Source organism: Citrobacter sp. RHBSTW-00887 (assembly GCF_013728095.1).
Taxonomy (GTDB): domain Bacteria; phylum Pseudomonadota; class Gammaproteobacteria; order Enterobacterales; family Enterobacteriaceae; genus Citrobacter; species Citrobacter braakii.
On the sequence record NZ_CP056267.1, the window covers coordinates 2,346,189 to 2,370,092 of the forward strand.

The 23,904-nt window shown below is 52.6% G+C and carries 23 protein-coding genes; 11 read left to right on the forward strand and 12 right to left on the reverse strand.

The annotated features are described in order from the left end of the window. The first annotated feature begins 16 nt into the window (after positions 1 to 16). A complete protein-coding gene (locus HV314_RS11160) occupies positions 17 to 1,603 on the forward strand; it encodes an MFS transporter (RefSeq protein ID WP_049269087.1) in 1,587 nt (528 codons plus the stop codon). Further along, the gene (gene bglB / locus HV314_RS11165; RefSeq protein WP_049283059.1) at positions 1,604 to 2,743 is read left to right on the forward strand and encodes a beta-galactosidase BglB; all 1,140 of its coding nucleotides are present in this window, start codon (positions 1,604 to 1,606) and stop codon (positions 2,741 to 2,743) included. It abuts the gene before it with no gap. On the opposite strand, the gene mrdA is transcribed toward bglB, so the two are convergent. Together mrdA and argS are read right to left on the reverse strand one after the other, a co-directional pair. Further along, positions 2,715 to 4,634, reverse strand: a complete 1,920-nt coding sequence (gene mrdA / locus HV314_RS11170; RefSeq protein ID WP_016156805.1) for a penicillin-binding protein 2 — start codon at positions 4,632 to 4,634, stop codon at positions 2,715 to 2,717. The two genes, bglB and mrdA, sit on opposite strands and share 29 nt — an antisense overlap. A gap of 183 nt (positions 4,635 to 4,817) precedes the next feature. Next, a complete protein-coding gene (argS, locus tag HV314_RS11175; protein ID WP_181548011.1) occupies positions 4,818 to 6,551 on the reverse strand; it encodes an arginine--tRNA ligase in 1,734 nt (577 codons plus the stop codon). 238 nt (positions 6,552 to 6,789) lie between these two features. Here argS and HV314_RS11180 point away from each other — a divergent pair, with 238 nt between their 5' ends. Continuing rightward, on the forward strand, positions 6,790 to 7,356 hold the full coding sequence (locus tag HV314_RS11180) for a VOC family protein (protein WP_016153422.1): 567 nt from the start codon (positions 6,790 to 6,792) through the stop codon (positions 7,354 to 7,356). Positions 7,357 to 7,358: 2 nt separating this feature from the next. Beyond that, entirely contained in the window at positions 7,359 to 8,105 is a 747-nt protein-coding gene (cutC, locus tag HV314_RS11185; protein WP_181548012.1) for a copper homeostasis protein CutC, read from the forward strand. A 167-nt stretch (positions 8,106 to 8,272) separates the two neighbouring features. Here the strand turns inward: cutC and cmoB are convergent, their stop codons facing one another. Genes cmoB through HV314_RS11210 form a run of 5 tightly spaced genes read right to left on the reverse strand, consistent with a single transcriptional unit; the run spans position 8,273 to position 11,851 of the window. After that, a complete protein-coding gene (gene cmoB / locus HV314_RS11190; RefSeq protein WP_016153420.1) occupies positions 8,273 to 9,241 on the reverse strand; it encodes a tRNA 5-methoxyuridine(34)/uridine 5-oxyacetic acid(34) synthase CmoB in 969 nt (322 codons plus the stop codon). After that, the gene (gene cmoA, locus HV314_RS11195) at positions 9,238 to 9,981 is read right to left on the reverse strand and encodes a carboxy-S-adenosyl-L-methionine synthase CmoA (RefSeq protein ID WP_016153419.1); all 744 of its coding nucleotides are present in this window, start codon (positions 9,979 to 9,981) and stop codon (positions 9,238 to 9,240) included. The genes cmoB and cmoA overlap by 4 nt, the downstream gene beginning before the upstream one ends. 40 nt (positions 9,982 to 10,021) lie before the next feature. After that, on the reverse strand, positions 10,022 to 10,417 hold the full coding sequence (locus HV314_RS11200; protein WP_016153418.1) for an MAPEG family protein: 396 nt from the start codon (positions 10,415 to 10,417) through the stop codon (positions 10,022 to 10,024). Between the two features lie 52 nt (positions 10,418 to 10,469). Beyond that, a complete protein-coding gene (locus HV314_RS11205) occupies positions 10,470 to 11,288 on the reverse strand; it encodes a DUF72 domain-containing protein (protein WP_181548013.1) in 819 nt (272 codons plus the stop codon). Then, positions 11,285 to 11,851 (reverse strand): hydrolase, encoded by a 567-nt coding sequence (locus tag HV314_RS11210; RefSeq protein ID WP_016156803.1) that lies wholly within the window; start codon positions 11,849 to 11,851, stop codon positions 11,285 to 11,287. Before HV314_RS11210 ends, HV314_RS11205 begins: the two co-directional genes overlap by 4 nt. A gap of 264 nt (positions 11,852 to 12,115) precedes the next feature. Between HV314_RS11210 and aspS the strand changes: the two genes are divergently transcribed. From aspS to ruvB, 6 genes are all read left to right on the forward strand, one after another. Beyond that, positions 12,116 to 13,888, forward strand: a complete 1,773-nt coding sequence (gene aspS, locus HV314_RS11215; RefSeq protein ID WP_016153415.1) for an aspartate--tRNA ligase — start codon at positions 12,116 to 12,118, stop codon at positions 13,886 to 13,888. Between the two features lies 1 nt (position 13,889). Continuing rightward, positions 13,890 to 14,333, forward strand: a complete 444-nt coding sequence (gene nudB / locus HV314_RS11220; RefSeq protein WP_016153414.1) for a dihydroneopterin triphosphate diphosphatase — start codon at positions 13,890 to 13,892, stop codon at positions 14,331 to 14,333. Between the two features lie 28 nt (positions 14,334 to 14,361). Then, positions 14,362 to 15,105 (forward strand): YebC/PmpR family DNA-binding transcriptional regulator, encoded by a 744-nt coding sequence (locus tag HV314_RS11225; protein WP_016153413.1) that lies wholly within the window; start codon positions 14,362 to 14,364, stop codon positions 15,103 to 15,105. Between the two features lie 34 nt (positions 15,106 to 15,139). After that, positions 15,140 to 15,661 carry a crossover junction endodeoxyribonuclease RuvC gene (gene ruvC / locus HV314_RS11230; protein WP_003034867.1) on the forward strand — a complete coding sequence of 174 codons (522 nt, stop codon included), beginning with the start codon at positions 15,140 to 15,142 and terminating at the stop codon, positions 15,659 to 15,661. Positions 15,662 to 15,741: 80 nt separating this feature from the next. Beyond that, a complete protein-coding gene (gene ruvA, locus HV314_RS11235; RefSeq protein ID WP_016153412.1) occupies positions 15,742 to 16,353 on the forward strand; it encodes a Holliday junction branch migration protein RuvA in 612 nt (203 codons plus the stop codon). An 8-nt stretch (positions 16,354 to 16,361) separates the two neighbouring features. Further along, on the forward strand, positions 16,362 to 17,372 hold the full coding sequence (ruvB, locus tag HV314_RS11240) for a Holliday junction branch migration DNA helicase RuvB (RefSeq protein WP_016153411.1): 1,011 nt from the start codon (positions 16,362 to 16,364) through the stop codon (positions 17,370 to 17,372). 74 nt (positions 17,373 to 17,446) lie between these two features. On the opposite strand, the gene purB is transcribed toward ruvB, so the two are convergent. Genes purB through rluE form a run of 5 tightly spaced genes read right to left on the reverse strand, consistent with a single transcriptional unit; the run spans position 17,447 to position 21,755 of the window. After that, positions 17,447 to 18,817, reverse strand: coding sequence for an adenylosuccinate lyase (gene purB, locus HV314_RS11245; RefSeq protein WP_016153410.1), 1,371 nt, complete (start codon positions 18,815 to 18,817; stop codon positions 17,447 to 17,449). A gap of 3 nt (positions 18,818 to 18,820) precedes the next feature. Beyond that, positions 18,821 to 19,462, reverse strand: coding sequence for a high frequency lysogenization protein HflD (gene hflD, locus HV314_RS11250; protein ID WP_016153409.1), 642 nt, complete (start codon positions 19,460 to 19,462; stop codon positions 18,821 to 18,823). 34 nt (positions 19,463 to 19,496) lie between these two features. Continuing rightward, entirely contained in the window at positions 19,497 to 20,603 is a 1,107-nt protein-coding gene (gene mnmA / locus HV314_RS11255) for a tRNA 2-thiouridine(34) synthase MnmA (protein WP_003832402.1), read from the reverse strand. Positions 20,604 to 20,656: 53 nt separating this feature from the next. After that, positions 20,657 to 21,118, reverse strand: coding sequence for an NUDIX hydrolase (locus tag HV314_RS11260; RefSeq protein WP_016153407.1), 462 nt, complete (start codon positions 21,116 to 21,118; stop codon positions 20,657 to 20,659). Positions 21,119 to 21,131: 13 nt separating this feature from the next. After that, positions 21,132 to 21,755: a 23S rRNA pseudouridine(2457) synthase RluE gene (rluE, locus tag HV314_RS11265; RefSeq protein WP_181548014.1), complete on the reverse strand. Its 624-nt coding sequence runs from the start codon at positions 21,753 to 21,755 to the stop codon at positions 21,132 to 21,134. A gap of 202 nt (positions 21,756 to 21,957) precedes the next feature. On the opposite strand from rluE, the gene icd reads away from it, so the two are divergent. Then, on the forward strand, positions 21,958 to 23,208 hold the full coding sequence (gene icd, locus HV314_RS11270) for an NADP-dependent isocitrate dehydrogenase (protein ID WP_137347963.1): 1,251 nt from the start codon (positions 21,958 to 21,960) through the stop codon (positions 23,206 to 23,208). The last annotated feature ends 696 nt before the right edge of the window (positions 23,209 to 23,904 follow it).

A 23,904-nucleotide genomic window follows, 5' to 3' on the forward strand; every position in this document is an offset into this window, starting at 1 on the left:
TGCAGGGGTAACGGCAATGAATACACGTAAAATTGGGTTGGTTAACTATTTTGCCTACGGTTCGGGGGATTTTTTAGGCGCAGGCACCACGGCGTTAACCGCGGCCTGGCTACTCTATTTTTACACGACGTTCTGTGGCCTGACGCCAATCGAAGCAACCTTTATCTTCGCTACCGCCAGGGTGTTGGATGCCGTTGTTAGCCCATTAATGGGTTTTTTAACCGATAACTTTGGCTCCACCTGGCTCGGCAAACGCTTTGGGCGACGCAAGTTTTTTATTCTGTTGGGGATACCCTGTGTCTTTAGCTACTCACTAATGTGGGTGGGTGATATGGGGTTCTGGTACTACCTGCTCACCTATCTGATTTTTGACGTGGTCTACACCATGATTCTGGTGCCTTACGAAACGCTGGTACCCGAAATGACCGATGACTTTAAACAGAAAACCAAATTCTCCGGCGCGCGCATTTCGATGGCGCAAATGTCTGCCATTCTGGCCTCATTCTTACCCGGCGTTCTGCTGACGCTGTTTGGCAAGGACAACCCCGTCTCTTTTTTCTACGCCAGCCTGGTGTTTTCTGTGCTGTGCGCAATGATGCTGACCTTCGTCTGGTTCTTTACCTGGGAACGCCCACGGGAAGAGTGGACTGAGGCGGCGCTGCGAGCCGAAGAAGAGAAGAAAAGCCTGACCTTGAGTCAGAGTATGAACCGTTTGTTTGTGGAACTGAGTTCAACACTGCGCATCCGTATCTTTCGCCAGCATTTAGGAATGTATCTTGGCGGCTATATTGCCCAGGACGTCTTTAACGCCGTCTTTACTTACTATGTGGTGTTTGTGCTGATGCAGGAAGCATCGATGGCGTCAAACCTGCTGGGTACGATGGCTATCTTCCAGTTTATTGCTGTTATCGCCATGATCCCATTGTGCATCCGTTTCGGACCTGCGCCGTCTTATCGCATGGTGGTCGTCCTGTTTGGCCTCAGTTCACTCTCCTATGCGGGGCTGTATTACGCCGGATTAAGCGATGTTTATTCTCTGTTGCTATTGGTTTCCGCCGTTGCGGGCTTGGGACGCGGTGGTATCAACTACGTTCCCTGGAATATCTACACCTATATTGCCGACGTTGATGAAGTGATCACCGGTCAGCGTCGGGAAGGGATCTTCGCCGGCATTATGACGTTAACGCGTAAAGCGTCGCAGGCGGGAGCGGTGATGCTGGTGGGGATTGTGATGCAGTTGTCTGGTTTTGTCTCCGGTCAGAGCGCACAACCCGCGGCGGTCAGTCATACCATCCTGTTAATTCTGAGCTGCGGAACGCTGATTGTTCTGGCGCTGGGTTTCCTGGTTTCCTTGCGCTTCAAACTGAACCTGCAAACGCACAGCACCCTGCGTGAAGAGACAGCAAAAATGCGTGAGTCCGGGCAACCCGTGCTGGAAGGACTTTCCGCTAAAGGACGCGCGACCGTAGAGATGCTATCGGGCATGCCTTATGAATCACTTTGGGGTAACAACAATATTGGTTACCTGAATCGTAATAAACCAGCGGCACCAAAACTGGAAAAGGGTGCTGTATTGAATTCGACATTGACAGAGGTTAAGTAAATGATTGTTTATCCGGTTAAACACAGTCCATTGTTGCGCCAGCCAGAACATTTTATTGCCAGGGATGAATTAAAAGCGTTGATCAAAAAGGTGACGCATAACCTGGTCAATATTCATGATGAGACCGGCGAGTTCTTGCTACGTCTGGATGACGGACGCGTTATTGATACCAAAGGCTGGGCGGGATGGGAGTGGACGCACGGCATCGGCTTGTACGGGATGTATCAGTATTATCAGCAAACCGGCGATGCCACGATGCGCGATATTATCGACAACTGGTTTGCCGATCGCTTTGCGGAAGGTGCAACGACCAAAAACGTCAACACCATGGCGCCGTTTTTAACGCTGGCATATCGCTATGAAGAGACGCGTAATCCCGCGTATCTGCCGTGGCTCGACAGCTGGGCTGAGTGGGCAATGCATGATATGCCGCGTACCCAATTTGGCGGTATGCAGCACATTACGCTGGCGGAAGAAAATCACCAGCAGATGTGGGATGACACGTTGATGATGACGGTCTTACCGCTGGCGAAGATTGGCAAGTTGCTCAACCGCCCCGAGTATATTGAAGAGGCAACCTATCAGTTCCTGCTGCACGTGCAAAACCTGATGGATAAAGAAACGGGGCTGTGGTTCCACGGCTGGAGCTATGAAGGACAGCATAACTTCGCCAACGCTCGCTGGGCGCGTGGCAACAGCTGGTTAACTATAGTCATCCCGGATTTCCTCGAATTACTTGATTTGCCGGAAAACAATGCAGTGCACCGCTATCTGGTGCAGGTTTTGAACGCGCAAATCGCGGCGCTGGCGAAGTGCCAGGATGAAAGCGGACTGTGGCACACCTTGCTGGACGACCCGCAGTCGTATCTGGAAGCCTCGGCAACCGCCGGATTTGCCTATGGGATCCTCAAAGCGGTACGTAAACGCTATGTCGGACAAGACTATGCGGCTGTAGCCGAAAAAGCCATCAGAGGCATTGTGCAACATATTTCGCCGGAAGGTGAATTGCTGCATACCTCGTTTGGTACCGGGATGGGCCACAATCTCGATTTCTACCGCAACATCCCACGGACCTCCATGCCTTACGGTCAGGCGATGGCGATGCTGTGCCTTACCGAATACTTGCGTAAGTATTTTTGATATCGGTGTCCGATGGCGTTGCGGCTATCGGACCCGCTTGTGCGTCGTCGTCCTGCGCAGCAAACAGATGATCCATGATTTGACGCATGACTGGTGCGGCGGTGACGCCATCGCTGCCGCCGTTTTCCAGAATTAACGCTATGGCGACTTTTGGGTTCTTATATGGCGCAAATGCGGTATAGAACACGTGGTCGCGCAGACGCACGGGGATCATTTTCGCATCGTAGGTCTGATTTTCTTTCAGGCTAAAGACCTGTGATGTGCCACTTTTCGCTGCAATTCCGTAAGGCGCGGTGTGAAAGAACTTATAACCGGTACCGTTTGGCTCATTCGCCATGCCGAACATCGCTTGACGCACCAGTCCCCAGTAGGGGGACGAAGCAGAGGCAATTTGTGACGGTGCTTCGGGAGCCTGGTACGGCGTGATGACTTTTCCGCTCTCTTCATCACGTAACAGGTGAGGGGCGATAACCTTGCCGTTGTTAATCAGCGCGACCATAGCTTTTACCATCTGGATCGGCGTGGCAATCCAGTATCCCTGGCCGATGCCAACCGAAATGGTATCTCCCTGATACCAGGCTTTTTTATGTACTTTCTGCTTCCATTCGCGGCTCGGGAGCAGGCCGTTATACTCCTCACCAAGATCGATGCCGGTCGGCTTGCCATAGCCAAACTGGCTGAGCATGCTGTTAATACGGTCAATCCCCATCATATATGCCACCTGATAAAAGAACGTGTCGGCAGATTCTTCAATTGCTTTGGTGACATCCAGCATACCGTGGCCCGTTTTTTTCCAGTCACGGTAATGTCGCTCCGTGCCGGGGAGCGTCCAGGTGGGGGCGCCGAAGAAACGGGTCTGCGGCGTGATCACGCCGTCCAGTAATGCTGACATCGCCATATACGGTTTGACCGTGGAGGCGGGAGGATACAACCCTTGCGTGACGCGGTTGATTAACGGCAGGTCCTTATCCTGAAGTAGCTTGTTATAGTCCTGATAGCTGATACCTTTGACAAACGGGTTGGGGTCATAGCTGGGGTTCGAAACCATTGCCAGCACGGAACCGTCATGCGGATCCTCAACCAAAACGGCGGCCCGCTGGCCCACCAACAGACTCTCAATATATTGCTGTAAATGGAGGTCCAGCGTCAGGTGGATATCTTTTCCGGCAACGGGCGGCACATCTTTGATCAGGCGTACGATGCGTCCGTGGTTATCAACTTCGACCTCCTGATAACCGGTTTTCCCATGCAGTTCATTTTCATAGTAGTGCTCAATACCCTGCTTACCGATGTTGTGATCGGCGGCGTAGTTCTCTGTCAGGCCTTTTTGATCCAGCGCTTTCAGGTCGTTGTCATTGATTTTTGACACATAGCCAAGGACATGCGCCAGCGCTGCGCCATAAGGGTACTGGCGGTCTTCATAGCTATTGATATTGACGCCGCTGAAATGAAACTGGTTAACCGAGAAGCGGGCGATTTCCACATCGGTCAGCGCATTTTTTAGCACGACCGGGCGATAGCGGCTGCTGGCTTTCAGCGCATGGCGAAACTGGTCAATGTCATCAGGAGTGAGGTCAATGATAGGCGTGAGCTGCCTGATCAGGGCATTCATATCACTGATTTTATAAGGCGTAACGGAAATGTCGTACCAGGTTACGTTGCGCACCAGCGGGATGCCGTTGCGATCGTAAATCATGCCGCGCGTCGGGGCCACGGGCAGCATTTTGATGTCGTTTGCATTTGAGCGGGTGGTGTAATACTGGTGCTGACAGATTTGTAAGTTGTAGAGATTGTAAATCAGGATGCCAAAGCAGATGACCACCAGGCCAAAGGCCACCAATACACGCCGCTGGAAGAGTTTTTCCTCCGCCTCAAAATCTCTGAATGTCATTGACCCGTACCCGATTAATTCGCCGCCTCATGATACGGAGGCTTAAACGGGATGACAGGCAAAAAATGTTCCATATCTCTACGGAAATGTGTCATTCCTTGTGAGTTGTTACAGATGGCCTGTTACAGAAATAAAAAAGGCCTGAGTCCGAATTTCGGAGTCAGGCCTGATAGGTGAGCTGATTTACATACGTTCTACGGTTTCGATACCCAGCGTATCCAGACCCAGCTTCAGGGTTTTCGCCGTCAACTGTGCCAGTTTCAGGCGGCTGTTACGAATCTCTTCGTTTTCAGCGCTAAGGATTGGGCAGTGCTCGTAGAAGCCGGAGAACAGACCGGCAACGTCGTACAGGTAAGCACACATCACGTGCGGCGTACCTTCACGTGCAACAACGGTCAACGTTTCTTCAAACTGCAGCAGACGCGCAGCCAGCTGAGCCTCGCGATCTTCACTGATAATCACCTGCGCATTTGCCAGCGCGCTTTCGTCGATATCGGCTTTACGGAACACGGACAGTACGCGGGTGTAGGCGTACTGCATATACGGCGCAGTGTTCCCTTCGAACGCCAGCATATTGTCCCAGTCGAAGATGTAGTCGGTGGTACGGTTTTTGGACAGATCGGCATATTTCACCGCGCCGATACCGACCGCATTCGCCAGTTTTTCCAGCTCGTCGGCAGGCATGTCCGGGTTCTTCTCCGCTACCAGACGGCGTGCGCGTTCCAGCGCTTCATCCAGCAGATCGGCCAGTTTAACCGTGCCACCCGCACGGGTTTTGAACGGCTTGCCGTCTTTACCCAGCATCATACCGAACATGTGGTGTTCCAGTGGCACAGAGTCCGGCACATAACCGGCTTTACGCACGATGGTCCAGGCCTGCATTAAGTGCTGATGCTGACGGGAGTCGATGTAATAAAGTACGCGGTCGGCATGCAGCGTTTCATAACGGTACTTGGCGCAGGCGATATCGGTCGTGGTGTAGAGATAGCCGCCATCTTTCTTCTGAATGATTACGCCCATCGGTTCACCTTCCTTGTTCTTATACTCATCAAGGAATACGACGGTAGCGCCTTCGCTTTCAACAGCCAGGCCTTTAGCTTTGAGATCGGCCACGATGCCAGGCAGCATCGGGTTGTACAGGCTTTCACCCATGACGTCGTCACGGGTCAGGGTGACGTTCAGGCGATCGTAGGTTAACTGGTTTTGCGACATGGTGATGTCGACCAGTTTGCGCCACATCTCACGGAAGTACTCGTCGCCGCCTTGCAGCTTCACGACATAACTCCGGGCACGTTCCGCGAAGGATTCATCTTCGTCGTAATGTTTTTTCGCATCACGGTAGAAACCTTCAAGGTCAGCCAGCGCCATCTCGCCAGCATTTTCCTGCTGCTGTTTTTCCAGCCATGCGATGAGCATACCGAACTGAGTACCCCAGTCGCCGACGTGGTTGGCGCGGATAACATTGTGACCGAGGAACTCCAGCGTACGCACCGCAGCGTCACCGATGATGGTGGAACGCAGGTGACCAACGTGCATCTCTTTCGCTACGTTAGGTGCGGAGTAATCAACCACAACGGTTTGTTTAGCCGGTTGGGTGACGCCCAGACGATCGGAAGCCAGCGCCTGCTGAACGTGCTGCGCCAGAAATGCCGGATCGAGAAAAATATTGATAAAGCCCGGGCCTGCAATTTCAACTTTGCTGGCGATCCCGTTGAGATCCAAATGAGTCAGCACCTGCTCAGCCAGTTGTCGCGGCGCCATACCCAGTTTTTTAGCGACAGCCATCATGCCGTTAGCCTGATAGTCGCCGAACTGTACTTTTGCTGACTGACGAACCTGCGGTTCGCAATCTGCAGGCGCGCCTGCAGCAATCATGGCCTGACTGACTTTTTCTGAGAGAAGAGCCTGAATATTCACCGGAATACCTTACATTTATGAAGCGGCTTAAAATGCACCGCACCAGTTTAAGAATTAAGGGCGGGAGTATACTGCAAATGCCCGTTGCCGTCAGCATTGCGAGTATCGCCAGCAGCCTGAAATATAAACATTGTCATTACGTATAATTATTCATATTGCGCTTAAGAAAATCAGCAGTTGGTTGGGGCTGCGCAACAGGGTAAATTAGCGGCTTTGAATATGGATATGAGCTTTCATTATGGCGAACTGGCAAACAGTTGCAGAACTGCATGATATTTCCGCAGATTTACCGCATTTCATTCAGGCGTTAACGGATCTTTCCACTCGCCTTGGGCTGGATATCTCATCGCTTGAAGCCGATCACATTTCTCTGCGTTGTCATCAAAATACCACCGCAGAGCGCTGGCGTCGTGGGTTTGAACAGTGCGGCGAATTGTTGTCAGAAAATATCATCAATGGCCGACCGATTTGCTTGTTCAAACTCGATGAGCCAGTTTGTGTGCAACACTGGCAATTTACTATCGTAGAACTGCCGTGGCCGGGCGAAAAGCGTTATCCGCATGAAGGCTGGGAGCATGTTGAAATTGTTCTGCCGGGTGAGGTGGAGACGCTGAATGCACGAGCGCTGGCGCTGCTTTCAGATCACGGGCTGAGCCAGCCGGGTATATTTGTAAAAACCAGTTCGCCAAAAGGCGAGCGCGAACGTTTACCGAATCCAACGCTGGCGGTCAGCGATGGCAGCGTGACGATAAAATTCCATCCGTGGTCGATTGAAGCCATTGTGGCAAGCGAACGTCAGGAGTGAGTATGGCATTACTGGAAATCTGCTGTTACAGCATGGAGTGCGCGCGCACGGCGCAGCAAAACGGCGCGGAGCGCATTGAGCTTTGCTCGGCGCCCAAAGAGGGGGGCTTAACGCCGTCCCTGGGCGTCTTGAGTTCGGTTCGCCAGCATATCTCGATTCCGGTCAATCCCATTATTCGCCCGCGCGGGGGCGACTTTTGTTACACCGACGGTGAATTCGCTGCAATGCTGGATGATATTGCGATGGTAAGAGATCTGGGGTTCTCAGGGTTGGTAACCGGCATTTTAGATGCAGAGGGTGATGTCGATATGCCGCGCATGGAGAAAATAATGATCGCGGCGGGACCGCTGCACGTCACTTTTCATCGGGCCTTTGACATGTGCGCTAACCCACTCAATGCGCTAAAAAAATTAGCTTATTTGGGCATCGCCAGAGTGCTGACTTCCGGGCAAAAATCAGATGCGGCGCAAGGTTTAACAAAAATTATGGAACTTATTGCGCGGGGGGATGCTCCAATCATTATGGCCGGAGCGGGGGTTCGCGCCTCGAATTTGTCCCTGTTCCTTGATGCTGGAGTGCAGGAAGTCCACAGTTCTGCCGGAGTATGGCTGGCTTCCCCCATGCGTTATCGCAATTCGGGGTTGTCGATGTCTTCGGATCCACAGGCGGATGAGTATTCACGCTATGCGGTAGACGGGGCGGCGGTTGCGGAAATGAAAGCAATCATTGCACACCACCAGGCCAGCTGATTTTTACCGTTGCATCATGTCGCCCAATATGATGCTTGCTCGTACCAGGCCCCTGCAATTTCAACAGGGGCCTTTTTTTATCCTGCATATTTCAAGCCGCAGCGTAGTTGTCTGCCTTGCTGCAACTTGAACTATTTTGCAGAAAGTGTGCTATCAGGCAAAAATAACTACGGCTTACGTGCAATCAATACCGCGCGTAATGGGGCCGGGTAGCCTTCCACCGTTTTGCTGTGATCGTTCGGGTCGAGGAAGTCGGCCAGTGATTCGGTTATCATCCACTCGGTGCGGCGCTGCTCTTCGGTGGTGGTGACGCAGACATCAGCAATGCGCACATCAACAAACCCACATTTTTCCAGCCAGTTTTTTAACGCCAGCGCAGAAGGAATAAAGTAAACGTTACGCATCTGCGCGTAGCGATCGCCCGGCACCAGTACGGTATTTTCATCACCTTCGACGACCAGCGTTTCCAGTACCAGTTCGCCATCTTTCACCAACTGATCCTTCAACTGCCACAGGTGTTCCAGCGGTGAACGGCGGTGATAAAGCACTCCCATGGAGAATACGGTATCAAAGGCGTTGAGCGCCGGAAGCTGCTCAATACCCAGCGGCAGCAGGTGAGCGCGCTGGTCATTGCCCAGCAGTTTACGCACTGCCTCGAACTGGCACAGAAACAGCTGGGTAGGATCGATGCCAACCGCCAGATGCGCCCCCGCGCCAATCATGCGCCACATGTGATATCCACTCCCGCAGCCGACATCAAGAATGGTGCGCCCGGTGAGGTCAGACAAGTGCGGCAGAACGCGATCCCATTTCCAGTCCGAGCGCCACTCGGTATCTATATTGACGCCGTACAACGAGTACGGCCCTTTACGCCATGGCATCAGGTTACGCATCAGGGTGTCGATACGTTTGAGCTGACCGTCGCTGAGCGGCTCATCGCTTTCGGCGGTAACGCTATGCAGTAAGTCCAGGCGATGCGGCGTCAGCTCGGGCAGAAACTCGACCGCATTTGACCACTGCTTAAACAAGCCGTGCTGATCGCGCTGCCACGTCGCGATTTGCGCCGGGAGCGTTTCCAGCCAATGGGAAAGGTGATTTTTGGCAATCAGTTGATAAAAGTTACCAAAGTCGATCATGCGCTAACCTCAGCTTTCAGTGCCACCAGAGAACCGAAGTTGAAGCACTGGAACCACAATTCGCTGTGTTCAAAGCCCGCCTGATGCAGTCTCGCTTTGTGTGTTTCGACCGAGTCGGTCAGCATCACGTTCTCCAGCATGCTGCGCTTTTGGCTGATTTCCAGCTCGCTATAGCCATTTGCCCGTTTGAAATCGTGGTGCATGTTGAACAGCAGCTCGCCAACGTTAGCGTCTTCGAAACTGAATTTTTCAGACAGTACCAGCGCGCCGCCGGGGTTCAGCCCCTGATAAATCTTATCCAACAATGCCTGGCGCTCAGGTGGCTCAAGGAATTGCAGGGTAAAATTCAGCACCACCATCGAGGCGTTTTCGATAGTAATGTTGCGAATATCGCCTTCGACAACGTCAACCGGTGTCGGCGCTTTATAGGCGTCAATATGACGGCGGCAGCGCTCAACCATGGCCGGGGAGTTATCAACGGCAATAATTTTGCAATTCTCGTGATGAATATTGCGACGCACCGAGAGCGTCGCCGCGCCCAGAGAACAGCCCAGATCGTAGACCTGTGTGTTGGGCTGTACGAAACGTTCGGCCAACATCCCAATCATAGAAATGATATTGGAATAGCCAGGAACGGATCGTTGGATCATATCCGGGAAGACTTCAGCTACCCGTTCATCAAAGGTCCAGTCACCCAGACTGGCGATAGGCGCAGAAAAAAGCGTGTCGCGGTGAGACATAACTTAAAAATCCGGGAAAAATAAAGTGGCGTATTGTGCGCTAATGCAGGGAGAAAACCAACTCCCAGGGCATATACCAAAGATTCGCCAGCACCATTAGCAACAGCGAACACCAGGTCGCGCTCATGCCTGAACGGCGCCAGCGGAAAAGCCGGTGATGGAATCCGTAATAATGCATCAATCGTCCGGCAATCAAAATCAGCCCGCAAATATGCACCATCCACGTTTCTGCGCCGTTCATTTCCATAAATAACAGCAGCACCAATGCGACGGGAATATATTCCACCGCATTACCGTGAATGCGGATAGCGCTTTGTAGTTCGCTAAAACCTCCGTCACCATATGCAACGCGGTATTGCATGCGCAGGCGAACGACGTCAAAGGAGAACTTAATTAACAATAACGCACCCAATACGGCATAAAGCGCGCTTACCATACAAACTCCCTTTTAAAATGGCTGATGGCATTGACTATGATAGGTGGCATTTTCAGAAAAGAGAAGATTGCTGTGGAATAGACGGCGCTGATCCGATCTCTGGCAGGGCGCTGCGTAAATTTGCCCATAGCGTATCGACAAGCTCCGGGGCCTGCGCGATATCCGGGGTATGTAAAAACAGATACGGCGTTGTGGTTTGTTGCCATTGCGACAGCTTGGTCAGCCAGACGGCAAAAAACGCGCTGTTTTGTGCCATATTATCGCTGCCGATAAAGCGTACCATCGGATGGTTTGCCGTCACCACTGCATGCACCGGAACCTTTGGCTTCTTGCGCTGGGCGTCACGTATCGCTTCAGTATGTGGTATTGCGGCATGTACCGGTCGACTGTCCAGAATCACCCGATTTACCCTGCGCTCATGTAGGCCTCGATTGAATCGTTGCTCTGTTTCGCCTTTGGCAAAGAAGTCCGGATGGCGAACTTCCACACCGTAGGTAAAGGATTTGGGGAGCGCATCGAGAAACTGCCACAAGGCTGGCAGGTCGTGCGGGCCAAAAGTTGCGGGTAATTGCAGCCAGTATTGCCCAATGCGTGATTCAAGTGGCGACATGCGCGTGAAAAACTCGTGTACCAGGTCATCGCAATTACGCAGCGCGGCCTGATGCGAAATGGTGGCCGGAAACTTAAAACAAAATCGAAACGCATCGGTAGTCTGCGCATGCCAGCGGGCCACAATGTCGGCTTTTGGCAGCGCGTACAGCGTGGTATTGCCCTCCACACAGTTAAAGTGGCGGGCATACTCTTCAAGGCTGGTGATCCCCAGACGCACCCATTTGGGATGCGCCCACTGGGGTAAACCGATATAAATCATAGCGCTTGCAGGATCTCGTCCACGCTGCGTACGCGTGCGATACGCGGGAAAATATGCGTCATGCTGCCCTGATGTTGCTCAGCGCTGGCGGCACTACAGGCGTTTTCTGCAACGATCAGATTAAAACCCAGCTCCCACGCATTTCGCGCCGTTGACTCCACGCCAATATTTGTGGAGATGCCGCACAGGACGATGGTCTCGATGCCCCGACGACGCAGTTGTAATTCCAGATCGGTGCCGTAGAAAGCTCCCCACTGGCGTTTGGTCACTTCGAGGTCGCTGGCGCATTTACCCAGAGCGCTCGGGTAATTCCACCAGTTTTCGGGTAACGCTTTGGCCGGAGCGTGAGCATCAACTGGCTGTTTCAGCGCTTCGGCATAATCGTCAGACCAGCCGACGCGCACCATTACCACCGGGGAACCGTGGGCACGGAATTTTTCCGCCAACTGCGCTGCGCGGGCAACCACGTCGTTTGCCGAGTATGGGCCGCCAGCGAAAGGCAGGATACCTTCCTGTAGATCAATAACAACAAGAGCGGTTGTTTTTGCGTTCAGTTCCAGCATGATCACTCCAGTAAAAAAAGAATTCCGTTACACCTTAATCGCGAATCAGTGTGAAAGGGACGACAATTTTTGTTATTTTTTGTGAGATTACGCAATGCCCGTCCATGAAACAGGCGTACAGTCAGTACCGGACTTATCGTGCGGCAGAATTTCCAGTATAATAGCCGCCTTTTTTCATTCAGTTGTGACATTCAGCTAAAGCTGCGACTTCGTCACCTGCGAGACAGGTGACAATCCGCCTGCGGCAAAGTTAAGGGATATCTCATGCGTACAGAATATTGCGGACAGCTACGTCTGTCCCACGAGGGGCAGCAGGTGACTCTGTGTGGTTGGGTCAACCGTCGTCGTGATCTTGGTAGCCTGATCTTTATCGATATGCGCGACCGCGAAGGTATCGTGCAGGTATTTTTCGATCCGGACCGTGCGGATGCGTTAAAGCTGGCCTCCGAACTGCGTAATGAGTTCTGTATCCAGGTTACGGGCACCGTGCGTGCGCGTGACGCGAAAAACGTCAACGCCGATATGGCGACTGGCGAAATTGAAGTGCTGGCCTCCGATCTGACCATCATCAACCGTTCAGACTCGCTGCCGCTGGACTCTAACCATGTAAACACCGAAGAAGCGCGACTGAAGTATCGCTACCTGGATCTGCGTCGCCCTGAAATGGCGCAGCGCCTGAAAACGCGTGCCAAAATTACCAGCCTGGTGCGTCGTTTTATGGACGATCACGGCTTCCTCGACATCGAAACTCCGATGCTGACCAAAGCTACGCCGGAAGGCGCGCGCGATTACCTGGTTCCTTCCCGTGTTCATAAAGGTAAGTTCTACGCGCTGCCGCAGTCTCCTCAGCTGTTTAAACAACTGCTGATGATGTCCGGTTTTGACCGCTACTATCAGATCGTAAAATGCTTCCGTGATGAAGACTTACGTGCTGACCGTCAGCCTGAATTTACTCAGATCGACGTTGAGACTTCCTTCATGACCGCGCCGCAGGTGCGTGAAGTGATGGAAGCGCTGGTGCGTAACCTGTGGCTGGAAGTTAAAGGTGTGGATCTGGGTGATTTCCCGATCATGACCTTTGCCGAAGCCGAGCGTCGTTACGGTTCTGATAAACCAGACCTGCGTAACCCGATGGAACTGGTTGACGTTGCCGATCTGGTGAAAGGCGTTGAGTTCGCTGTGTTCTCTGGTCCGGCGAACGACGCGAAAGGCCGTGTGGCTGCCCTGCGTGTACCGGGCGGTGCGAGCTTAAGCCGTAAGCAGATCGACGATTACGGTAACTTTATTAAGATTTACGGCGCGAAAGGTCTGGCTTACATCAAAGTCACCGAGCGTGCGAAAGGCCTGGAAGGCATCACCAGCCCGGTTGCTAAGTTCCTGAACGCAGAAATCGTAGACGCGATTCTGGAGCGTACTGGTGCGCAAGACGGCGACATGATTTTCTTCGGTGCCGACAACAAGAAAGTGGTGGCCGACGCGATGGGCGCGCTGCGTCTGAAACTGGGCAAAGACCTGAACATTACCGACGAAGCCAAATGGGCGCCGCTGTGGGTTATCGACTTCCCGATGTTTGAAGACGATGGTGAAGGCGGGCTGACCGCGATGCACCACCCGTTCACCGCGCCAAAAGACATGACTGCCGCTGAGCTGAAAGCTGCGCCGGAAGACGCGGTTGCCAACGCGTACGATATGGTCATCAACGGCTATGAAGTGGGCGGTGGTTCCGTGCGTATACACAACGGTGATATGCAGCAGACCGTATTCGGCATTCTGGGCATTAACGAGCAAGAACAGCGCGAGAAGTTCGGCTTCCTGCTGGATGCGCTAAAATACGGTACACCGCCGCATGCGGGCCTGGCGTTTGGTCTGGATCGCTTGACTATGCTGCTGACCGGTACTGACAACATTCGTGACGTTATTGCCTTCCCGAAAACCACCGCTGCAGCGTGTCTGATGACTGAAGCACCAAGCTTTGCCAATGAAGCCGCGCTGGCGGAACTGAGCATTCAGGTTGTTAAGAAGGCCGAGAATAACTGATATGAGATACAAACAGCCTGTCTCGGTGTTAGTCGTGATTTATGCAAAGGACACCGGGAGAGTGCTGATGTTACAGCGACGCGACGATCCTGATTTTTGGCAGTCGGTCACCGGCAGCCTTGAAGAGGGTGAAACCGCGTCGCAAGCCGCGATGCGCGAAGTAAAGGAAGAGGTCGCCATTGATGTTGCGACTGAGCAACTGACCTTAATTGACTGTCAGCGCACGGTGGAATTTGAGATTTTTAGCCATTTACGTCATCGCTATGCGCCGGGAATTGAGCGTAATACTGAATCCTGGTTTTGCCTGGCACTTCCCTCTGAACGAGAGATCGTGTTCACCGAACATCTGACCTACCGTTGGGTTAATGCGCACGAAGCCGCGCAGTTAACCAAGTCGTGGAGTAACCGGCAGGCGATTGAAGAGTTTGTAATTAACGTCGCCTGAGAAGGCGCGCTTTTTGGAGAGATTATTTATGGCAGGTCATAGTAAATGGGCCAACACCAGACATCGTAAAGCAGCGCAGGATGCTAAACGCGGTAAAATTTTCACCAAAATCATTCGTGAGCTGGTGACGGCAGCCAAACTGGGCGGCGGCGATCCGGATGCTAACCCACGTCTGCGCGCCGCGGTTGATAAAGCGCTGGCAAATAACATGACCCGTGACACCCTGAACCGTGCAATCGCGCGTGGTGTTGGTGGCGACGATGATGCGAACATGGAAACCATCATCTATGAAGGTTACGGTCCTGGCGGAACAGCCGTTATGATTGAGTGTCTGTCTGACAACCGTAACCGTACCGTTGCGGAAGTGCGTCACGCATTCACTAAAACGGGCGGCAACCTCGGTACCGACGGTTCCGTAGCTTACCTGTTCAGCAAAAAAGGCGTGATCTCTTTTGAACAAGGCGACGAAGACGCCATTATGGAAGCGGCACTGGAAGCGGGCGCTGAAGACGTTGTGACCTTCGACGACGGCGCGATTGACGTTTACACCGCGTGGGAAGAGATGGGCAAAGTGCGTGATGCGCTGGAAGCGGCTGGTCTGAAAGCGGACGCGGCTGAAGTGTCTATGATCCCCTCCACCAAAGCGGATATGGATGCAGAAACGGCACCGAAGCTGATGCGTCTGATCGATATGCTGGAAGACTGCGACGACGTGCAGGAAGTTTACCACAACGGCGAAATCTCCGATGAGGTTGCTGCAACGCTCGAATGATGTGGTTAAGCCATAAACTAACAGGAGATGCGTGATGTCTATCATTCTCGGCATTGACCCGGGGTCGCGCATCACCGGTTATGGCGTAATTCGTCAGGTCGGCAGACAGCTGACCTACCTCGGTAGCGGCTGCATTCGCACCAAAGTCGACGATCTTCCATCACGTCTGAAGTTGATTTATGCGGGCGTGACGGAAATCATCACTCAGTTCCAGCCCGACTATTTTGCCATTGAGCAGGTCTTTATGGCGAAGAATGCCGACTCGGCGCTAAAGCTGGGGCAGGCGCGCGGCGTGGCAATCGTTGCGGCTACCAATCAGGATCTTCCGGTCTTTGAATACGCGGCCCGCCAGGTAAAACAGACCGTGGTAGGTATCGGCAGCGCGGAAAAAAGCCAGGTTCAGCATATGGTGCGCACGCTGCTAAAACTCCCGGCAAATCCGCAGGCGGATGCCGCGGATGCGCTGGCGATTGCTATTACCCATTGCCACGTCAGCCAGAACGCCATGCAAATGAGCGAGTCGCGGCTGAATCTGGCGCGAGGTCGGTTACGTTAGTGATAAATGAGGCTGGATATCTATCCAGCCTTTTTTTATGATAGCGCATTACCTTTTAGCCCTTAACGCAGGAGCGTCACGTGATAGGCAGACTCAGAGGCATCATTCTTGAAAAACAACCCCCGCTGGTCCTTCTGGAAACCGGCGGAGTAGGCTATGAAGTCCATATGCCGATGACCTGTTTCTACGAGTTGCCGGAAGCTGGGCAGGAAGCGATTATCTTCACCCATTTTGTGGTGCGTGAAGACGCTCAACTGCTATATGGTTTTAACAACAAACAAGAACGCACGCTGTTTAAAGAGTTAATCAAAACCAATGGCGTCGGGCCGAAGCTGGCGCTGGCGATCCTCTCCGGTATGTCTGCACAGCAGTTCGTTAATGCCGTTGAGCGCGAAGAGCTTGGCGCGCTGGTGAAATTACCGGGCATAGGTAAGAAAACCGCAGAGCGTTTGATTGTGGAAATGAAAGACCGCTTTAAAGGCCTGCATGGCGATCTCTTCACGCCGGCGGCGGATCTGGTCCTGACCTCTCCGGCCAGTCCTGCAACGGATGACGCCGAGCAGGAAGCGGTTGCTGCGCTGGTGGCGTTAGGCTATAAACCACAGGAAGCCAGCCGCATGGTGAGCAAAATTGCTCGCCCTGATGCCAGCAGTGAAACCCTGATTCGTGAAGCGCTTCGCGCGGCATTGTGAGGTAAAGGATGATTGAAGCAGATCGCCTGATTTCGGCTGTCAGCACGACCCCTGAAGATCTGGTGGATCGCGCGATCCGCCCCAAATTGCTGGAAGAGTATATTGGCCAGCCTCAGGTGCGTTCGCAAATGGAGATTTTTATCCAGGCGGCGAAGCTGCGCGGTGAAGCCCTCGATCACCTGCTGATTTTCGGTCCTCCAGGTCTCGGTAAAACCACGCTTGCCAATATTGTTGCTAATGAAATGGGCGTTAATCTGCGCACCACTTCCGGTCCGGTACTGGAAAAAGCGGGCGATCTGGCGGCAATGCTCACCAACCTTGAACCGCACGATGTGCTGTTTATCGATGAAATCCATCGCCTGTCACCGGTGGTGGAAGAGGTGCTGTATCCGGCGATGGAAGATTATCAGCTGGATATCATGATTGGCGAAGGACCAGCCGCACGTTCGATTAAGATCGATCTGCCGCCGTTTACCCTGATCGGGGCGACGACGCGCGCCGGTTCGTTAACGTCTCCGCTGCGTGACCGCTTCGGTATTGTACAGCGCCTGGAATTCTATCAGGTGGCAGACCTGCAGCACATTGTTGGACGCAGCGCCCGCTTTATGGGACTGGAAATGAGCGATGAAGGCGCATTGGAAGTGGCACGCCGCGCCCGTGGTACGCCGCGTATCGCCAACCGTTTATTACGCCGGGTGCGCGACTTCTCCGAAGTGAAGCATGACGGCACAATTTCAGCAGATATTGCCGCTCAGGCACTGGATATGCTCAATGTGGATGCGGAAGGATTCGATTATATGGACCGTAAGCTGCTGCTGGCGGTTATCGATAAATTCTTCGGCGGACCGGTAGGACTGGATAACCTGGCGGCGGCGATTGGGGAAGAGCGTGAAACCATTGAGGACGTGCTGGAGCCGTATCTGATTCAGCAAGGTTTTCTGCAGCGAACTCCGCGCGGACGTATGGCAACGGTGCGGGCGTGGAACCACTTTGGCATTACACCGCCGGAAATGCCATAAGATCCAATAATCCCTAATGGCGCTACGCCTGGCAGGCCTACGATATGATGCAGGCCTGACAGGCGTAAAACAGATTACTTCAGTTCATCAACCATGGTGACGGCGCGACCAATGTAATTGGCCGGCGTCATTGCTTTCAGGCGCGTTTTCTCGTCTTCAGGCAGCGCCAGACCGTCGATAAACTGCTTCATACCTTCGGCGTCAACGCGTTTGCCGCGGGTCAGCTCCTTCAGCTTCTCGTATGGTTTTTCAATGCCATAGCGACGCATCACGGTCTGGATAGGCTCTGCCAGCACTTCCCAGTTATGATCCAGTTCATCCAGCAGATGATCGCGGTTCACTTCCAGTTTGCTCACACCTTTCAGCGTGGACTGATAAGCGATCAGCGCATAGCCAATCCCCACGCCCAGGTTACGCAGAACGGTAGAGTCCGTCAGATCGCGCTGCCAGCGGGAGACCGGCAGTTTGCTCGCCAGATGCTGCAGAACCGCGTTAGACAGGCCCAGGTTACCCTCGGAGTTTTCGAAATCGATTGGGTTCACCTTGTGCGGCATGGTGGAGGAACCAATTTCACCCGCGATGGTTTTCTGTTTGAAATGGTTCAGCGCCACGTAACCCCAGACATCGCGGTCGAAGTCGATCAGGATAGTGTTGAAACGGGCGATGCAATCAAACAGCTCGGCAATATAGTCGTGCGGCTCAATCTGCGTGGTGTACGGGTTCCACTGGATGCCCAGCGAGGTGACAAATTCTTCGCTGAACTGATGCCAGTCCACTTCCGGATAAGCGGCGATGTGGGCGTTATAGTTACCGACTGCACCGTTGATTTTGCCGAGAATTTCGACCTGATTGAGCTGGCGGTACTGACGCTCCATACGGTAAGCCACGTTAGCCATTTCTTTGCCCAGCGTAGACGGGGTGGCTGGCTGACCGTGGGTACGGGAGAGCAGAGGAATATCGCGATACTGTACGGACAAATCTTTCACCGCGTCGATAAGCTTGCGCCAGTACGGCAGAACCACTTCGTCACGGGCGGTTTTCAGCATCAGCGCGTGAGACAGGTTGTTGATGTCTTCTGAGGTACACGCGAAGTGGATGAACTCGGAAACAGCGTGCAGTTCCGGGATATCCGCCACTTTCTCTTTCAGGAAATACTCAACTGCCTTCACGTCATGGTTGGTCGTACGCTCAATGGTTTTGATACGCGCAGCATCTTCTTCATTGAAGTTAGCGACAATCGCATCAAGGAAACCGATTGCGTCGGCAGCAAAAGCAGGAACTTCCTTGATCGCTGCGTGCGCGGCCAGTTTTTGCAGCCAGCGTACTTCAACTTGTACACGGAATTTCAGCAAACCGTATTCGCTGAAAATCCCGCGCAGCGCGCTGACTTTATCGCCGTAGCGTCCATCGACAGGGGAAACGGCGGTCAGTGAAGATAATTCCATAGATCACAACTCCGGGGTTAAATGAGCAAGAATTTGTTTAGCCTGAGTCGTCAGGCGATTACGAGAAAACATGAGTTGCAGACGGCCTCCACCAACCTGATGCCAGAGCACGGCAGCGCGAATGCCAGCCAGCAGGGAAGCGCGTACTTTAGCCTGAACCTGTGGGCTCTGAAGGATGGCCGGGGAGCCCGTAACCTGAATACGTGGGCCGAGTGGGCTGATGACGTCAACATAAATGCCTGCCATCGCACTCATCAACGTTTCTGACTGCAAATCAAAATGGTCCAGTTGGCGCTGCAAGCCGTTGATGCGGTCTCCCAGCGTGTCCATAGCGCCTTTAGCGGCTGACAGCTTACGCTCCAGCACCATCAGGCTTAACGTGTAGCGGGTGAGTTCCGCGTTCAGCCCCTGACGACTGCTGGCGTTGAGCACGCCGAGCATCGTTTCCAGACCTAAACGCAGGTTGGCCTCGCTACCGCCAAACACGCCCAGCGTAGAGCTGGGATTCATGTCGATGACACTGTTCAGTGAAACGTGTAATGCATCGGCATCACAATGCCCCTGGTGCGCCAGTTCCTGCACCAGACGTGCCGACTGACAAATGCCTGCCAGAGCGAGGGTGATGTCATAATAATTCTTTGCCACGTTCACTGCTTCCTTGTATTAGATGTGTAAGTAATTATACCGGCAGAGGCAATCGTTGTTCGATAATGCCGCCGCCGAGACACACTTCGCCATTGTAAAAGACAGCCGACTGACCCGGCGTTACCGCCGCGACTGGCTCGTCGAAAATGACTTCAATACGCTCAGCATCCAGCGCCTTAACGGTGCACGGAATGTCGGTCTGACGATAGCGGGTTTTCACCGTGCAGCGCATTGTGCCGGTGAACGGTTCGCGATCGACCCAGTGCAGCTGTTGCGCCACCAGGCCAACGGACATCAGACGCGGGTGTTCATGACCCTGAGCAACAACCAGAATGTTGTTCTCGACGTCTTTATCCACCACGTACCACGGATCTTCCGTGCCTTCTTTCGTCCCGCCAATGCCCAGACCTTTACGCTGACCCAGCGTGTGGTACATCAGCCCCTGATGCTGGCCAATCTCTTCGCCATCAACGGTGATGATTTTGCCAGGCTGAGCCGGCAGGTAACGACCGAGAAACTCGCGGAACTTACGTTCGCCGATGAAGCAGATACCGGTTGAGTCTTTTTTCTTGGCCGTAATCAGACCAAGATCTTCGGCAATTTTACGCACCTGCGGTTTTTCCAGTTCGCCTACCGGGAACAGGCTCTGCGCGATTTGTTCATGACCGAGCGTGTAGAGGAAATAGCTCTGGTCTTTATTGCCATCGAGTCCACGCAGCAGGCGGCTTTTGCCGTCGACGTCGGCGCGGCGCACATAGTGACCGGTGGCGATATAATCGGCACCTAAATCTTCGGCGGCAAACTCGAGGAAGGCTTTAAACTTGATTTCTTTATTGCACAGAATATCGGGGTTTGGCGTACGGCCCGCTTTGTACTCTTCAAGGAACAGTTCAAAGACGTTGTCCCAGTATTCTGCAGCAAAGTTGACGGTATGCAGTTCAATGCCGAGTTTGTCACAGACAGCCTGCGCATCTGCAAGATCGGCGGCCGCTGTGCAATATTCCTCGCCATCGTCCTCTTCCCAGTTCTTCATGAACAGGCCTTCTACCTGATAACCCTGTTGTTGCAACAGCCAGGCAGAAACGGAGGAATCGACACCGCCGGACATGCCGACGATCACTTTTTTTGGGCTTTCAGACATAGGAATACTCACGACATTGAACTTCAAGGCGGCATATTCTAGCACGCAGCCCCTTACTTGACACCCTCTGTAAACGGCCAGTTAAATTCGCCGATCATCGCCAGCGGGTAGCGCTGTCCGCTCTGATAGCAACGAATACTCTCCGCAACCAACGGTGAACGCAGATTTGGCGCTGAGAGAACCTCTTCTGCGCTGACCCAGCGACAGCAATCTATATCGCTGTCATGAGGTTCAGTAGCGCACATATTGGCAAGCTCGATAGAAAACAGAAAACGTAAAAAGGGCGTTTTGTCCGGCGCAATCCATTGATGCATCCGGATGAAGTGTTGCGGCTGTGCTTTGATGCCCGTCTCTTCCCACAGTTCACGAGCGGCGGCTTGCACCAGGGTTTCATCCGCTTCCAGATGTCCTGCAGGTTGATTCCACAGGGCTTTGCCATTGATTGTTTCCTCAACGACTAAGAACTTATCTTCTGCATGCACAATGCAGGCGACCGTGACGTGCGGTTTGAACATACCTGTTCCTTATTCAGTTAGTTGCATCCCGCCATTGACCGTTGGCGAGATTTTCCAGCGTGTAATCTCCCATGGCATAGCGGATGAGGCGCAGCGTCGGGAATCCAACATGCGCTGTCATACGACGAACCTGGCGGTTACGGCCTTCATATAAAGTTACTTTCAGCCAACGGGTAGGGATATTTTTCCGTTCCCGAATAGGCGGGTTTCTCGGCCACAGCCAGGTGGGTTCCTCTACTATTTCAATACCTGCGGGCAGCGTGGGACCATCATTGAGCGTCACCCCGGTACGCAGCGCATCCAGCGCTTCTGCTGTCGGCTCGCCTTCTATCTGGACGTAATAGATTTTCCCCGTGCGCTTGCCAGGTTGCGTTAACCGCGCCTGCAGCGCGCCGTCATTGGTCAGCACCAAAAGTCCTTCGCTGTCCCGGTCGAGTCGGCCCGCAGCATAGATTCCCGGCACGGGAATAAAATCTTTTAACGTGCTTCTGCCCGCCTCGTCAGTAAATTGTGGCAAAACATCGTAGGGTTTATTGAACAAAACCACGCGTTTTGGCTGGTTTTCTTTACGCTGTTTGGTGACTTGTCGTGAGCTGAATCGCTCAACCCGGTGATTTCTAAAAGAAGTTTTTTGCATGGTATTTTCAGATTATATCAATTGCCGCATTATAGCCTAAGAACGAGTGTCTTTCATGGCGACGAACATTAGGGTAGTATTGACATGCTCATTACAAAACATTAACAAAAAATTGCTCTAACGCATTCGTGCAGCAGGACGCAAACGCACATGCAGCGCGATGACAGACGAGCAGAACCAGAAGCGCTCGAAGGAGAGGTGAATGGAAAGCAAAGTAGTTGTTCCGGCGGAAGGTAAGAAGATCACCCTGCAAAACGGCAAACTCAACGTTCCTGAAAATCCGATTATCCCGTTCATTGAAGGCGACGGTATCGGCGTTGATGTAACCCCACCGATGATCAAAGTTGTCGATGCTGCTGTCGAGAAAGCCTATAAAGGCGAGCGTAAAATCTCCTGGATGGAAATCTACACCGGCGAGAAATCCACTCAGGTTTATGGCCAGGACGTCTGGCTGCCTGCTGAAACCCTTGATCTGATTCGTGAATATCGTGTTGCCATCAAAGGCCCACTGACCACCCCAGTTGGCGGCGGTATTCGCTCTCTGAACGTTGCCCTGCGTCAGGAACTTGACCTGTATGTCTGCCTGCGCCCGGTGCGTTATTACCAGGGCACGCCTAGCCCGGTTAAGCACCCTGAACTGACCGACATGGTCATCTTCCGTGAAAACTCCGAAGATATCTACGCAGGTATCGAATGGAAAGCGGACTCTGCAGATGCCGAGAAAGTGATTAAATTCCTGCGCGAAGAGATGGGCGTGAAGAAAATCCGCTTCCCGGAGCATTGCGGTATTGGTATCAAACCGTGTTCTGAAGAAGGGACTAAACGTCTGGTTCGTGCGGCGATCGAATACGCCATCGCTAACGATCGTGATTCTGTTACCCTGGTACACAAAGGTAACATCATGAAATTCACCGAAGGCGCGTTCAAAGACTGGGGTTACCAGTTAGCGCGTGAAGAATTCGGTGGTGAACTGATCGACGGCGGTCCGTGGGTGAAAATCAAGAACCCGAAAACCGGCAAAGAGATCGTAGTTAAGGATGTTATCGCCGATGCGTTCCTGCAACAGATCCTGCTGCGTCCGGCTGAATATGATGTGATTGCCTGTATGAACCTGAACGGCGACTACATCTCCGATGCGCTGGCCGCACAGGTTGGTGGTATTGGTATCGCGCCGGGCGCGAACATCGGTGACGAATGTGCGCTGTTCGAAGCAACCCACGGTACTGCACCGAAGTATGCAGGTCAGGATAAAGTGAACCCAGGTTCCATTATTCTGTCCGCTGAAATGATGCTGCGCCACATGGGTTGGACCGAAGCGGCTGATTTAATTGTTAAAGGTATGGAAGGCGCAATCAACGCCAAGACCGTAACCTATGACTTCGAACGTCTGATGGAAGGCGCTAAATTGCTGAAATGTAGCGAGTTTGGCGACGCGATCATCAAGAACATGTGATGCCGTAGTTTGTTAAATTCATTAACGGGAGCGTAACGCTCCCGTTGTTTTTTGTTAGGTTGCTAACGGTTATCAAAATTTTATCAAAATAAGTTATCAAAACTTCCTCCATCTAATCCCTTTAAAACTTCTGTTCAGCAGAGAAAATAACTAAACTAACACCGTATTCGTTACAAGATCGTGGCAGTAAATTCACTTTTTCTTCATCAATTTTCCAAGACAATTCACATCGCTGCGTCTCTCGCTACGGCAAGATTTTAATTGTGTTGCAACTAAAACCTAGATCCGAGACGTGTTCGACTCGGCAAATGTATCCTTGTTAAACAAAAAACTTATATGATTAGGTTTTGTTGATTCCTCATTGTCTTAACTTGATATTATCATTATAATTTTTCAGACAATATAATCGCAATATAAATGACAAATCATTATATTCTATCCGGCGAGAAATCAGGATGAAAATTAAACCCCAAAAGCATTTGATCAACATACTTACCTCCACGAAGAATCATCATCCCAATTTCACTCTTTTCTTGGGAGCAGGAGCAAGCATAACTAGTGGTGTCAAAAGCGCTGGAGGGATGATTCAAGACTGGCGCGAAGCATTCGATGACATGCACTGAGAAGGTGAGGTCAGGGGGCAAGTTTGGTTTGATAAAGATAACGAGTATTCAGAGTTATTCGAGTCGCTATATG